Below are 13716 nucleotides of genomic sequence, written 5' to 3' on the forward strand. Positions count from 1 at the left end.
TAGCAAATTTATAACTTATTAATTAACAGTAATTAAGACTTTATTCGGTGCGTAAATATATTATAAAAAAGTACGCACCGAATCCCGCTCATTTAATTTGATATTAGATGATATTATTTGATACCAAATAAAATCTAAAAAGCCCGTAAACTTAATGTTTACGGGCTTTTATTGGGTTTTTATGCATTCCCAGCGGAGAAAGAGGGATTCGAACCCCCGGACCTGTTACAGTCAACAGTTTTCAAGACTGCCGCATTCGACCACTCTGCCATTTCTCCAGTAAAGACTACCCTTTCGGTTAGCGAGTGCAAATATAAAAAGCTTTTTTAATTTTCAAATCCATTTTTATAAAAATATTTCAATAAAAACACATTTTATTTCCAACTCACACAAAATCAACACTAACAATTTTTAATTTTTTTTCTTCAAACTAGTTTCTCCTCATTAAATAGTACCTTCGCATATTAAACAATACCCTTGTGCCCTACTATCTAGATTTAATATTGCTAATTATTATTGGCTTTATTACCGGAATTATAAATACCATTGCTGGAGGAGGAACTTTACTTACACTCCCTGCACTTATCTTTATGGGGCTTCCTCCCCATATTGCCAATGGGACGAACCGCATTGCAATTTTACTTCAAACTGGTGTAGCCGCTCTAGGCTTCAAAAGCAAGGGGATTAGCGTTATGCCATTCAGTATCTATTTAGGAATTGCAGCGATGTTAGGAGGGCTTATTGGTGCACAATTGGCTGTTGATATTCGAGGAGATCTTTTTAATAAGATTTTATCTGTGGTAATGATCGTAGTAATGGTACTTATTTTTTTTCAATCTCGGTGGTCCTTAATTAAATCAGAGGAGGCACTCATTGGGAAACCACTTTGGATTAGTTGTATCATCTTTTTCTTTATTGGAATATATGGTGGTTTTATAAATGCTGGTATTGGTTACATAATGCTCCTTGTACTCCCATATATTAATGGACTTTCATTAGTACGTTCCAATGCCGTAAAAGCCATTGTAGTCTTCTTCTATACGGCTTCTGCTCTTGCACTATTTATAATTAATGATGCTGTAGATTATTTATTAGGATTTGTTCTTGCCATAGGCAATGCTTCAGGTGCCTGGTTTGCGAGTCGATGGTCCGTGAAAAAGGGAGATAGCTTTGTAAAAGGCTTCCTACTTATTACGATTGCGGTTTTAGCCATTAAACTTTGGTTTTTTTAGTATTTTTGAACACAGGGCCTCACAGCAAATTTGGAATTTGTAATTCATTACCTTACGTCTACCAAAGCTAATTAAATTGATAGCTACAATGAGTATTATACATCATTTACAATGGCGATATGCCACTAAAAAGTTCAATCCGGACAAAGTCTTGGAACCTTCTAAATTAAACGTTCTTAAAGAAGCTTTTAACCTTACGGCTACCTCCTATGGACTTCAACCCATTCGATTGGTAATTGTACAAAACAAATCCATCCAGGAACAACTAATGGAAGCCTCATGGAACCAAAAACAAGTTAGAGACGCTTCACATATACTCATTCTGTGTACCGAGCAAAATATAGATTCTCACTTTATCCGAAACTATTTTAATAGGGTAAAAGAAATACGTAAAACTCCTGAAGACATCTTAACTCCTTTTGAAAATTTCCTTATTGAAGATTTTGAAAAGAAGTCCGCTGATCAAATTCAAAATTGGGCCACTCAGCAGGCCTATTTGGCACTAGGTAATTTATTAACAGTATGCGCTGCAGAGGGTATTGATTCTTGTCCTATGGAAGGGTTTAAGCCTGAGACGTACAGCCAAATTCTAGGACTTCAAAAACATCAGTTAAACCCTGTACTTGTATTACCTGTTGGTTATCGTGCTGATGACGATATGTTTGCAGATTTTAAAAAGGTAAGAAAGAAGATTCATGAAAGTATTCTAGACATCTCATAAACTAAAAAAGAGAACGGTAGAATAGTTCTCTTTTTTAGTCACTTTAACGTATTCTACTATTAATACGTTACATATTCCACAATATCTAATCCATACCCTATCATCCCAACACGCTTTGTTTGTGCAGAGTTACTGATAAGACGTATTTTAGATATATCTAAGTCGTGTAAAATTTGAGCTCCAATACCAAAATCTTTGGTATCCATCGCTATTTTAGGGGCCTTTATCTCACCTTTAGCCTGCAGCTGCTTCAATTCGCTCAAACGATTCAACAGGTCTAATGATTGTGATTCTTGATTGATAAATAATATAGCGCCTTTACCCGCCTCATTAACCTTTTGAAACATATCATCCAGCTTTTGGTCAGCATTATTAGTAAGCGTGCCCAATATGTCATTATTAACAAGTGTTGCATTAATCCTTGTAAGGACAGGTTCTCCTAATTTCCAACTACCTTTCGTTAATGCAATATGAACTTGTTTATTCGTTGTTTGTTGGTATGCTCTTAATCGGAAAGTACCAAAACGAGTCTGAATATCAAAATCTTCCCTTTTAACTATAAGACTATCATGTTGCATACGATAGGCAACCAAATCTTCTATAGAGACTAACTTTAAGTCAAATTTCTTCGCTACTTCAACTAATTGAGGTAGTCTTGACATGGAGCCATCTTCATTCATGATTTCACAAATCACACCAGCAGGTTCAAATCCTGCTAAGCGAGCGAAATCTATGGCCGCTTCTGTATGCCCTGTTCTACGTAATACTCCACCTTCCTTAGCAATAAGAGGAAATATATGTCCAGGTCTACCTAATTCAAAAGGTTTAATATTTGGGTCAATTAAAGCCTGCACAGTCTTAGCTCTGTCTAAGGCAGAAATTCCGGTAGTAACACCGTTACCCTTTAAATCAACAGATACTGTAAAAGCCGTTTGATGAGGATCAGTATTATTACCTACCATTACATGAAGATCTAATTCTTTACATCTTTTTTCAGTAAGTGGAGTACATATAAGGCCTCTTCCATGAGTAGCCATAAAGTTGATAATCTCTGGAGTGATTTTTTCGGCGGCAGCAACAAAATCGCCTTCATTTTCACGATCTTCATCATCAACTACAATAATAACCTTTCCGTTGCGAATATCCTCAATAGCTTCCTCGATAGTATTGAGTACAATAGGGGTTTCCGATATTTGTGTGGCTTTCATGATCAATTTTTTGCAAAATTAGGTCTTTGATACGAGACAAAAAACTTTTAACGTTTAGAAAACAATCCCCTTTTTGATTTAAAGAATCCAAAAATGCTTTCCAGGGTATTCCCAAACTCAAACAATCCCTTATCAGCAGTGGCTCTTCTAGTAAGAAAAATTCCAAGTGGAAGCATCACTAAGGTAGACAACCAAGAACCAATAATAGGGTGTATTGAGCCATCCTCAGCGAAGTTTTTGGCAAACATCCCCAAAAAGTGATACGATAGGAATAATACCATCGCTATAACAAGTGGCAGACCCATCCCTCCTTTTCGAATTATGGCCCCCAATGGAGCACCTACAAAAAATAAAACGATACAGGCAACTGCCAATGAAAACTTATCATTCAGAGTTATAATATGATGATTTAGCAGTTTTTTTCGGCGTTGAATGTCTGCCATCTTACCTTCAATACTATAAATATTACCATTATTGTTATTTAAAGCAATATCTATAATTTGTCTTTTATAGTAATTATCCAAAAAATCAAGAAGGTCGGTTTCATAGTTCAAGACCTTAGTAGAATCCTTTACAATTGGCTTTCCGGCCTTAGTCAAAGGAACGGCTAGGGATAAGATTCCCGAACGCCTATACATATTTTCACCAAATGCGGTTACATTAGCCTTGGTATCTGAATCAATCGAATCGATAGCAACCACAAGCTCATTCACATTCATCATTTTAAAAGTATTGAGAGAGCTCACTTCATTAAAATCTACATCATTCATATTGGACAAATCAATATTCATGGTATAGGTTTCAAAGGCTGCCTTGGCATGTGGATATTTCTCTTGATCTTTAATTTTATTGGTCTTGACGTCCTCGTAATAATGTCCATCGGTGAGAATCAACTGTAAAATATTTGAATCTTCACTACTAAATAACTCACCATTTGCCGCTTTAATAACAGTACGGTTCGCTCTATCAGGGGTGTTCTTATGAATTATAACATCCTTTAAGAAACGATCATTTTCTCCATACTTATCTTCTACTTTAATGTTTATGGCGCCCACATTATTAAACACTCCCTCTGTAATTGCTAAAGCTGGCTTTACTTTAGCTATATTCCTTCTCAAGCTATAGGACTTTTGTTCGGCCGCTGGTATCACATTATTGGCTATAAAAAAAGTAGCTATACTTAAGAAGCCCATGAAAATAATCAATACACGCATGGCTCTTTTTAGGGATATGCCAGAAGCCTTCATTGCGGCAAATTCGTAGTTTTCAGCAAAAGTTCCAAAGGTCATTATAGACGATAACACCACGGTGAGCGGTAGAATAATCGGAATAAGATTGGGCATATAATAGAAAAGGAACTTGGCAATAATAACAATATCCAAGCCCTTCCCTGCTAACTCATCTATAAACATCCAAATAGAGTGAAAAATAAAGATGAGCATCAGTATCATAAACGAACTGATGAAATTAAATAAGAATCGCGTTAAAATATAGCGGTCTAAAATTCTCAACCCTTAGTTTTTAGAAATATAATAGCCTTCTTTCTTGTATTTTCCTTCGTCAAAGGTAAACAAGCTTTTTGATAACGGTTGATTGGTTTTAAAGGAATTTACAGTAATGGTTGTTTTAGTACCATTTTTTCCAGTTTCTATAAGGTTATAGATATGTTTTGTTTGCACATCAATTCCCAATAAAATTTGTTTGATATCTGAATTACTACTAATTGGAATTAATTCTACATATTGAATTTGTCTTCCTTTAACATTTTGAGCGATATCCCACTTATACTTATATCCCTGCTTATAAAAGGTAAGCATTTTAGATGGAGTAATGGTCCCTTCATCATCACCATTACTAGTCTCAATGATAACTTCTTCGTTTTCAGGAACTACTGTATAGGTTTTTTTCCCATCAAACATTTTGGTGGCTCCCAAATAATTAAACAAATATTTATTTTTTTGAAGGGTAACATTCCCTTTTGTTTCTTGCTTAATATTCTCTTTAGTATTTTCCAATACATACTTAAAATCCACATAGATGTTTTCATAACCATTTACTTTGGTATACACTTCATCCAATAAGGCTTTAGCCTTTGCGTCATTTTGTGCAGAAAGGGTTATACTAAATAATACAGCTAACGCGGCAATCATCTTTTTCATGTTATTCAAAATTATCTTGTTCACTTGTTAAAAATTGTTCTAAACTTACTAAATCAGGAATTAATACCTGTCTGGCTTTACTACCTTCAAACGGTCCAACAATACCCGCTGCTTCCAATTGATCAATAAGACGTCCGGCTCTATTATATCCTAATTTCAATTTTCGTTGCAATAGCGAGGCTGAACCTTGTTGGGCGGTTACAATTACTTCAGCCGCTTCACGGAATAAGGCATCTCGCTCGCTAATATCTATATCAAGACTTGTGCCATTCTCCTCACCTACATACTCTGGCAATAAATGTGCATCAGGGTACGCTCGTTGCGAACCAATAAAATCAGTTATCTTAGAAACCTCCGGAGTATCTACAAATGCACACTGCAGTCGAATCACTTCATTTCCTTGGGTAAAGAGCATATCCCCTCTACCAATAAGCTGATCAGCCCCTTGTGTATCCAGGATGGTTCTCGAATCAATCTTAGAGGTTACTCTAAAAGCAATTCGAGCTGGAAAGTTTGCTTTTATAATACCTGTAATTACGTTCACAGATGGTCGTTGCGTTGCAATAATAAGATGAATTCCTATAGCTCTTGCCAATTGAGCTAGCCTAGCGATAGGTGTTTCAACCTCCTTTCCTGCTGTCATTATTAGGTCCGCAAACTCATCAACTACCAAGACAATATAGGGTAAGAATTTATGCCCATCATTAGGGTTTAGTTTACGTGCCTTAAATTTAGCATTGTATTCTTTAATATTACGCACCATGGCGTTTTTAAGCATCTCATAACGATTATCCATTTCAATACACAACGAATTAAGTGTATTGATAACCTTTGTATTGTCAGTTATGATAGCCTCTTCACTATCTGGCAGCTTTGCCAAATAATGACGTTCAATTTTATTAAAAAGTGTAAGTTCAACCTTCTTAGGATCAACCAATACAAACTTTACTTCAGCTGGATGTTTTTTATATAACAGGGAAGTAAGCACTGCATTAAGACCTACAGATTTTCCCTGACCAGTGGCACCGGCCATAAGCATGTGTGGCATTTTTGCCAAATCCACTACAAATGTTTCGTTACTTATGGTTTTACCGAAAGCAATGGGAAGTTCCATCTCTGCCTTTTGAAATCGTTGAGAAGCAATAACAGATCTCATTGATACAATTGACGGATTCTTATTTGGAACCTCTATCCCTATAGTACCCTTCCCAGGAATTGGAGCAATAATACGTATTCCCAAGGCAGCCAAGGACAACGCAATATCATCTTCTAGGTTTTTAATTTTCGATATTCTAATACCAGCAGCTGGAACAATTTCATATAAGGTAACGGTAGGCCCTATAGTGGCCTTAATCTGGGAAATATCAATCTTATAATGCTTAAGCGTTTGTACGATTGTATTTTTATTCTCCTCAAGTTCTTCCTGATTGATTGTAATTCCCGTATTACCATATTCATTTAGTAAATCTAAGGTTGGGAATTTATAATTGCTGAGTTCCAATGTAGGATCAAATTCGCCAAAATCTTCAACAAGTTGTTCTGCTCTAATATCTGAAAGCTCCTTTTCTTCAGCAGGTGCTGTTACTTCAATATGCAACTCCTCGTCATCTGTTATACTATCTTTGGCAGGAACTTTTAAATCTGAAAAATTAGTAATTGTTGGTTGAAGTGGTTCTTCTTTAAAATCAAAGGTTGTTTTTTTCAAAGGTTCCGTGGCCTCTGTAGAAGTTGGCGTAATCGGTTCATTATCTAGTTTATCAGAAATCTGGTCTTTTTCACTATGAGAAGTTTGTAGGTCATCTTCAGTACCAAATACATCGGTATCTCCTACTCTTTTAGAAAACAGGTTTCGAACCTTACTAATAATAGCAATTCCTTTTTCAGCCGTAAATTTCAATTTAAGAACTGCATACAAAACAAAACAAAGCGCAAGAAGTAATACCGTACCAATGGTACCCAAATAATCCGAAAGATAGGCATTAAGCTCATACCCTACCACCCCACTTAGCACCAAAGAGCTTTGAGTAAAAAAGCCAAAAAGAATAGCTATCCATAACGCTACCAGAACTCCCCAAACCCATTTATTTAACAGAGGTTTCCCTGAAGCAACAAACAAATGTAATCCTGTTACAAATAATAAATAGGCAAAAACAAATGCTGCTAAGCCTACCCCATTATATACAAACAAGTCACCCAAAGAAGCACCTATTTTTCCTAATAAATTTTGAGCATTCTCTTGTCTGTTACTCAATTCACTAAGAATACTCTGATCCTCTTTCCATGTAAAAAAATAGGATATAAATGCAAGAAAAAAAGCAACACCTATAATCATAAGCGCACTGCCTAACAAAGTTTTAGTTTGTTGAGAAAGTGTAATCTTTGAAAATAATTTGGATGATTTTTTCTTGGTATGCTCCTTTTTAGCGGCCATTGACAATAATAGGTTTGCAACAAAAATACAAATTAGCTGTATTATGCAGTATAGTGTGTTTTTAAAATATTTTAGGCAAATAAATAATACAGCCTATAACAATAGCCATTATAGCTGAAATAAATACAGCTCCGGCAGATATATCTTTTATAACACCGATTTTATGATGGTAATCAGGATGCATAAAATCGGCTATTTTCTCAACAGCAGTGTTAAGACCTTCAATACTCATTACCAAAGAAATGGTAAGTAATTGCACTATCCATTCCAGCGCAGATATCTCAAAATACCAACCAGCTAGTACAGTTGCAAGTGCAATTAATGATTGAATTTGGACACTAGATTCTGTCTTAAGAAGCAAATACGCTCCTTTACAAGCATATCCTACAGCCTTCCGACGACTATTGAGAAAATAACGCATTTATTGGTTACTTATTTCAATGAAGCTAAAGCAGCCTCATAATTGGGCTCATCAACAGTCTCAGCAACTTGCTCATTATACAACACATTTCCTTCTTCATCAAGTACTATTACAGATCGAGACAACAATCCTTTTAATGGTCCATCTACAAAGTCTACTGGATAATTACTAGCAAAACCATTTCTAAAATCTGACAAGGATATAACATCATTTAACCCTTCAGCTCCACAAAAACGAGCCATTGCAAATGGTAAATCCTTAGATATACATAACACTTTTGTGTTATCCAACCCTGAAGCCTTTTCGTTGAATGCTCTTACAGAAGCTGCACAGGTCCCTGTATCGATGCTTGGAAAAATATTAAGAACTACCCTACTTCCTTTATAATCGCTCAAAGATACTTCTGATAAATCTGTTGCTACCAGTGAAAAATCAGGTGCCTGAGTACCTACTTGTGGAAGAATTCCTGCGGTTTGAAAAGGGTTTCCTTTAAGTGTAACTGTTGCCATTTATATATTTGTTTAAAAGTTAGTCAATTAAAATTAGTAGTGCAAATTACTACAAATACACCATTTATTTGATGTTACTCACAAGGTAAATATCGCAAGAAATTAAATAAGACACAATGTGATTAAAAAATAAAAGCCCTTTGCATTACACAAAGGGCTTTATACATATGATTTCAAAATGGTTACTTATCGATTGCACCCATTACACGTTTCATAAACGCATTGAGGGCATCCTTTTTATCCATTCCTTCTTTAATCATTTTATCTACTTCCAAAGCTCCATACATATTGGAAATAAGTTCACCAATCACATCAAGCTCTTCGTCTTTTAAAGAAGGTACTTCCGTAAGTGCCTCCAAAGTTTCTATAGCCTCAATGATGTAATCTTGATCGTTTTCTTCAATAAACTGAGTAAGATGTTTAATTACTGGTAACTTCATTGACTAATTCGATTAAGTTTTCAAACTTATTTGTTTGCACTTGGTTCACAAACTTTCCTGCTTTAAAAGTTGCGAAAGTAGGCAGGTTATCTACCGTTGCCATTTTTCTTGATTCAGGAAACTTTTCAGCATCAGCAATAACAAAAACTACGTTTTCATTTTCACCTGCCAATTTCTTGAATTTAGGCTTCATGATACGGCAATTGCCACACCATGTTGCCGAGTATTGTACTACAACAGTTTCGTTGTTTTGTACCAGTTCGGCCAAGTTATCTTGTGTTAATTCTTGTACCATAACATAAAGGATATTAATTAGCGCTTAAGTAAGCAGCTACTCCACTACGATTGGCGTGCATTGCCTCTTTACCTTCTTCCCAGTTAGCAGGACATACTTCACCATTAGTTTGTACGTGCGTATACGCATCGATTAAACGCAAATATTCTTTAACATTACGTCCTACAGGCATATGATTGATTCCTTCATGGTATACTAAACCATCTTCATCAATAAGGTAAGTTGCACGATAGGTTACGTTATCACCTTCTAACAAATATGTTCCTGTTTCCTCATTGTATACTTCACTTTGGATATCTAAGATACCAAGGATTGTTGCAAGATTTCTATTGCTATCTGCCAATAATGGGTAAGTCACACCTTCTATACCTCCATTGTCCTTGGCAGTGTTCAACCATGCAAAATGAACTTCTGGAGTATCACATGAAGCACCTATAACCAACGTATTTCTCTTTTCAAATTCAGGCAATGCCTCTTGAAATGCATGTAATTCAGTAGGACATACAAATGTGAAATCTTTAGGATACCAAAACAACAAAACTTTCTTCTTGTTGTTAATTGCTTCTTCAAGAACATTGATTTTAAAAGTGTCGCCCATTTCATTCATTGCGTCCACATTCAAGTTAGGAAATTTTTTTCCGACTAATGCCATAATACTTACTTTTTTAGGGATTTATATATCGTTAAAAACCACTGCAAAAGTACCACTTATTTACTGGAAAGCGAAGCTAAGTAATTGTTAAATCCTATTGAAAAATAAAGGAAACCAATAGCTTCAAAACACCTTATCACAACAACTTAATTAACAATGAGATACCTCGTTAAAACTTAAGCATCCTTAGTGGTGAGCATTTTTATTTTCAAACCGATTGCAGCAAATAACAAGGTCATAAATGGACTAATAATATTAAAGAATGCATAGGGCAGATAGGCAAAGGTAGAAACTCCTAACACTCCACTTTGATAAGCTCCACAGGTATTCCAAGGCACTAGTACAGAAGTAACTGTACCTGAATCTTCTAAAGTACGGCTTAAGTTTTCTGGAGCTAATCCTTTATCTCGGTAGGCTTTTGAAAACATCTTACCTGGAACTACTATAGCTAAATATTGATCAGAAGCGGTAACATTCAATGCTAAACAGCTAGCTACCGTACTTGCAAATAGTCCAAATGTGGTATGGAATAACTTTAACAAGGCTTCAGTAATACGATCCAAGGCACCAATCGCCTCCATAGCTCCTCCAAATACCATAGCACAAACAATAAGCCAAATGGTACCAAGCATACCATACATCCCTCCAGCAGAAAACAAGTCATTAAGTTGTTCATTGCTTGTCACAATAGAAGTATCAACAGTAATGGCATTCATTACACCCTGATAAGCTGATTGAAAATCAAGTACTGAAGCACCAGCAACTTTGGCAACTATTTCAGGCTGAAAGATAATGGCAAAAAGACCTCCCAAAAGAGTTCCAATTAAAAGTGCGATAAGCGGTTGTGTTTTTCTAACAATCATAAAAATCACCAAAGCTGGCACCAAAAACAACCAAGGAGTGACATAAAAAACTTCATCAATGGCGCTTAAAATAGGGGTAGTATCAGGTACTCCTTTTGTAGTTAAGTTAAAACCAATAATAAGAAATAATATGAGTGTTATAACAATACTGGGAACTGTTGTGAGCATCATATAACGTATATGAGAGAACAGATCCGTACCAGCCATGGCTGGTGCTAGATTTGTCGTATCACTTAAAGGAGACATTTTATCTCCAAAATAGGCCCCAGAAACTACCGCTCCGGCCGTCATACCTAAAGAAATACCCAAAGCATCACCTATTCCAATAAGTGCTATACCTACGGTTGCTGATGTGGTCCAGCTACTACCAGTAGCCACTGAAATAATAGAACAAATAACCACACAAGCCGCTAAAAAAATAGAGGGATTTAAAACCTGAAGACCATAATAAATCATTGAAGGAATGATTCCGCTTATAAGCCAGGTACCCGATAAAGCTCCAACAAACAACAATATAAGTATTGCTCCGGTAGTTGATTGCAAATTATTAGCAACTGCTCCAATAATTTCTTGATAGGATACCTTATTTCGAAATCCCACTATAGCCGCAATAGCCCCTCCTAGTAATAGAATGAATTGATTGGAACCACTAAGTGCATCATCGCCATAAATTGAAACATTATAGGCTAACATACAAACCAGAATAAGTACTGGAAATAGCGCTTGCCATATGGATATTTTCTTTTTTGGAGAATTTATTGAGGCTGGATTTGTTTCCATTTAGGTGTCTTTAGTTAGGTTATTAGTGCTGTAATGTTACGATTTTGTAAAGAGTTGTGCAAATCGCAATTAAAAAAGCCTTTCAACTGAAAGGCTTTTTTAATTGATTATCAAATAACTATAAAATTATAAAAGGTTTAATTCCTTCATACATTCTTTCATTTGAATATATGTACGTTCAATATCATTGTCTAAACCTATTGAAAAACGTATTAATCCATCAGATAGCCCCATTTCTATTTGTTCTTCCATAGGAATTTCAGATGATGTAGATGTTCCAGGTGCACTAAACAGGGTCTTATAAAACCCTAAACTTACAGCCAGATATCCTAGATTACGTTGCTGCATTAACTCCATGAGACTATTAGCATTATCCAAACTTCCAACATCTAAGGTTAACATTCCTCCAAAACCATACTCTGAGTTATATTGCTCCTTTATTAGCTCATGACCAGGATGTGAAGCCAGGCCAGGATAAACAACACGCAAACCATCCTTTTCCATTTGCTGAGCTAGATAGAAGGCATTCTCACTATGTTTCTTCATACGAATATGCAAAGTCCGTAAATTTTTCAGAATAGAAGCGGCTCTAAGGCTATCCATCGTACTTCCCAACAACATGGCTGCTCCACTGTTAACATCCTTTAAACTCAAGCAAAACTCCTTTGTTCCACAAACAACTCCACCAACACAATCACTGCTTCCGTTGATAAACTTGGTAAGGCTGTGAATTACGACATCAGCACCTAGTTGAACTGGTGCTATATTTAATGGAGAAAACGTATTATCTACTACCAAAGGTATATGGTATTTTTTAGCCAATGCTGCCAGTGCCTTTATATCAGCTATTTCCAATAGAGGATTACTCACAGACTCACAATAAATCATCTTCGTTTGTGGTGTTATACTAGCCTCTACTTCCTCCAGTTTTGTAATATTAACAAATGAAGTCTCGATATTAAGTTTAGGAAGAAAATTCTTCATAAACGCATAGGTACCCCCATAAATAGTTCTGCTAGAAACTATATGCGAACCTGCATCACACAATTGCATTATCACAGCGGTAATGGCACCCATTCCACTTGCAGTCACATTGGCTGTTTCAGTACCTTCCATAGCTGCAAGCGCTTCACCTAAATACAAATTTGAAGGTGATGAATGACGAGAATACAAATAACATCCTTCCGTATTACCTTCAAAAGTATCAAACATAGTCTTAGCAGAAAGAAAAGTATACGTAGATGAATCTGAAATAGATGGGTTCACTCCACCAAATTCACCAAAATATTGTAGGTCCTGAATATGATTGGCTGGATTAAATTTCATAAGTGTTTATTTTTTAGGTTACTATCTATCAAATATCCATAATCCTAGAATAAAAATCAACCATTACATTATAAAACAGAAAAAAAAACTACATTTAATCTCTATTGCAATTTTTTTTCAAAAAAATACGTTATAACAAAATCAATCTAGAAAAAAATTCACTTTATGGAATGGGATGAAATCGACAAAAAAATACTCACTTTACTTCAACAAGATGCCAAACAAACCACTAAGGAACTTTCACTAAAACTACATTTATCAGTGACTGCCGTATATGAGCGTATTAAAAAGTTGGAACGATCAGGTGTCATAGAACAATACGTTGCCTTACTTAACAAACAAAAAATTGAGCGAAATTTTGTAGTCTTTTGCCATGTCAAACTCACTACGCACAGTAAAGAAACGATCGTAGAATTTGAAAAAGATGTCAAAAAACTCCATGAAGTGCTGGAATGCTATCACGTAAGCGGAGATTATGACTATATTTTAAAGATTTTAGTACAAAACATGGAGGCCTATCGTGAATTTATGGTCACCAAACTTACTACTTTAAAACATATTGGAAGTACTCACAGTATCTTTATGATCGGGGAAGTGAAAAATTCAACACATATTTTAATATAGGTTCATCATAATATAACGGTTGCTTTCCCAAAACATTTGTACTTTTGTGAGAGTT

14 protein-coding genes and 1 tRNA gene are annotated in these 13716 nt (G+C 35.6%); 3 read left to right on the forward strand and 12 right to left on the reverse strand.

What is annotated here, in order from left to right:
* Window positions 1-193: 193 nt before the first annotated feature.
* Window positions 194-278: transfer RNA gene (locus tag PT603_RS06155), tRNA-Ser, on the reverse strand.
* Window positions 279-479: 201 nt separating this feature from the next.
* On the opposite strand from PT603_RS06155, the gene PT603_RS06160 reads away from it, so the two are divergent.
* Together PT603_RS06160 and PT603_RS06165 are read left to right on the forward strand one after the other, a co-directional pair.
* Complete coding sequence (locus tag PT603_RS06160; protein ID WP_008239867.1) at window positions 480-1232, forward strand: sulfite exporter TauE/SafE family protein; 753 nt, start codon at window positions 480-482, stop codon at window positions 1230-1232.
* Window positions 1233-1320: 88 nt separating this feature from the next.
* The gene (locus PT603_RS06165; protein ID WP_008239866.1) at window positions 1321-1953 is read left to right on the forward strand and encodes an NAD(P)H-dependent oxidoreductase; all 633 of its coding nucleotides are present in this window, start codon (window positions 1321-1323) and stop codon (window positions 1951-1953) included.
* 59 nt (window positions 1954-2012) lie between these two features.
* On the opposite strand, the gene ribB is transcribed toward PT603_RS06165, so the two are convergent.
* The 11 genes from ribB to PT603_RS06220 form a co-directional block, all read right to left on the reverse strand.
* The gene (gene ribB / locus PT603_RS06170) at window positions 2013-3161 is read right to left on the reverse strand and encodes a 3,4-dihydroxy-2-butanone-4-phosphate synthase (protein ID WP_008239864.1); all 1149 of its coding nucleotides are present in this window, start codon (window positions 3159-3161) and stop codon (window positions 2013-2015) included.
* Window positions 3162-3208: 47 nt separating this feature from the next.
* Complete coding sequence (locus PT603_RS06175) at window positions 3209-4672, reverse strand: LptF/LptG family permease (protein ID WP_040488727.1); 1464 nt, start codon at window positions 4670-4672, stop codon at window positions 3209-3211.
* A gap of 3 nt (window positions 4673-4675) precedes the next feature.
* The gene (lolA1, locus tag PT603_RS06180; RefSeq protein ID WP_008239858.1) at window positions 4676-5320 is read right to left on the reverse strand and encodes an outer membrane lipoprotein periplasmic chaperone LolA1; all 645 of its coding nucleotides are present in this window, start codon (window positions 5318-5320) and stop codon (window positions 4676-4678) included.
* A 1-nt stretch (window position 5321) separates the two neighbouring features.
* Window positions 5322-7751 (reverse strand): DNA translocase FtsK, encoded by a 2430-nt coding sequence (locus PT603_RS06185; protein ID WP_008239856.1) that lies wholly within the window; start codon window positions 7749-7751, stop codon window positions 5322-5324.
* 61 nt (window positions 7752-7812) lie between these two features.
* Window positions 7813-8172, reverse strand: a complete 360-nt coding sequence (locus tag PT603_RS06190; RefSeq protein ID WP_008239854.1) for a diacylglycerol kinase — start codon at window positions 8170-8172, stop codon at window positions 7813-7815.
* Between the two features lie 11 nt (window positions 8173-8183).
* Entirely contained in the window at window positions 8184-8681 is a 498-nt protein-coding gene (gene tpx, locus PT603_RS06195; RefSeq protein ID WP_008239852.1) for a thiol peroxidase, read from the reverse strand.
* Between the two features lie 182 nt (window positions 8682-8863).
* The gene (locus PT603_RS06200) at window positions 8864-9121 is read right to left on the reverse strand and encodes a DUF6952 family protein (protein WP_008239843.1); all 258 of its coding nucleotides are present in this window, start codon (window positions 9119-9121) and stop codon (window positions 8864-8866) included.
* A complete protein-coding gene (locus PT603_RS06205) occupies window positions 9102-9416 on the reverse strand; it encodes a thioredoxin family protein (protein WP_008239838.1) in 315 nt (104 codons plus the stop codon). The genes PT603_RS06200 and PT603_RS06205 overlap by 20 nt, the downstream gene beginning before the upstream one ends.
* Before the next feature lie 13 nt (window positions 9417-9429).
* Window positions 9430-10068: a peroxiredoxin gene (locus PT603_RS06210; RefSeq protein ID WP_008239837.1), complete on the reverse strand. Its 639-nt coding sequence runs from the start codon at window positions 10066-10068 to the stop codon at window positions 9430-9432.
* Between the two features lie 176 nt (window positions 10069-10244).
* Window positions 10245-11711: a Na+/H+ antiporter NhaC gene (gene nhaC / locus PT603_RS06215; protein ID WP_008239836.1), complete on the reverse strand. Its 1467-nt coding sequence runs from the start codon at window positions 11709-11711 to the stop codon at window positions 10245-10247.
* Between the two features lie 126 nt (window positions 11712-11837).
* Window positions 11838-13037 carry an aminotransferase class I/II-fold pyridoxal phosphate-dependent enzyme gene (locus PT603_RS06220; RefSeq protein WP_008239835.1) on the reverse strand — a complete coding sequence of 400 codons (1200 nt, stop codon included), beginning with the start codon at window positions 13035-13037 and terminating at the stop codon, window positions 11838-11840.
* Between the two features lie 165 nt (window positions 13038-13202).
* Here PT603_RS06220 and PT603_RS06225 point away from each other — a divergent pair, with 165 nt between their 5' ends.
* Complete coding sequence (locus PT603_RS06225; RefSeq protein WP_008239833.1) at window positions 13203-13661, forward strand: Lrp/AsnC family transcriptional regulator; 459 nt, start codon at window positions 13203-13205, stop codon at window positions 13659-13661.
* Window positions 13662-13716: the final 55 nt, after the last annotated feature.

It is taken from the genome of Imtechella halotolerans (assembly GCF_028743515.2).
GTDB lineage: Bacteria > Bacteroidota > Bacteroidia > Flavobacteriales > Flavobacteriaceae > Imtechella > Imtechella halotolerans.

Bases quoted from the DNA above. Each gene is read 5' to 3' on its own strand.
- PT603_RS06165 (WP_008239866.1), top strand. From the start codon at position 1,321: ATGAGTATTATACATCATTTACAATGGCGATATGCCACTAAAAAGTTC.
- ribB (WP_008239864.1), bottom strand. From the start codon at position 3,161: ATGAAAGCCACACAAATATCGGAAACCCCTATTGTACTCAATACTATC.
- lolA1 (WP_008239858.1), bottom strand. From the start codon at position 5,320: ATGAAAAAGATGATTGCCGCGTTAGCTGTATTATTTAGTATAACCCTT.
- PT603_RS06185 (WP_008239856.1), bottom strand. From the start codon at position 7,751: ATGGCCGCTAAAAAGGAGCATACCAAGAAAAAATCATCCAAATTATTT.
- PT603_RS06190 (WP_008239854.1), bottom strand. From the start codon at position 8,172: ATGCGTTATTTTCTCAATAGTCGTCGGAAGGCTGTAGGATATGCTTGT.
- tpx (WP_008239852.1), bottom strand. From the start codon at position 8,681: ATGGCAACAGTTACACTTAAAGGAAACCCTTTTCAAACCGCAGGAATT.
- PT603_RS06200 (WP_008239843.1), bottom strand. From the start codon at position 9,121: ATGAAGTTACCAGTAATTAAACATCTTACTCAGTTTATTGAAGAAAAC.
- PT603_RS06205 (WP_008239838.1), bottom strand. From the start codon at position 9,416: ATGGTACAAGAATTAACACAAGATAACTTGGCCGAACTGGTACAAAAC.
- PT603_RS06210 (WP_008239837.1), bottom strand. From the start codon at position 10,068: ATGGCATTAGTCGGAAAAAAATTTCCTAACTTGAATGTGGACGCAATG.
- nhaC (WP_008239836.1), bottom strand. From the start codon at position 11,711: ATGGAAACAAATCCAGCCTCAATAAATTCTCCAAAAAAGAAAATATCC.
- PT603_RS06220 (WP_008239835.1), bottom strand. From the start codon at position 13,037: ATGAAATTTAATCCAGCCAATCATATTCAGGACCTACAATATTTTGGT.
- PT603_RS06225 (WP_008239833.1), top strand. From the start codon at position 13,203: ATGGAATGGGATGAAATCGACAAAAAAATACTCACTTTACTTCAACAA.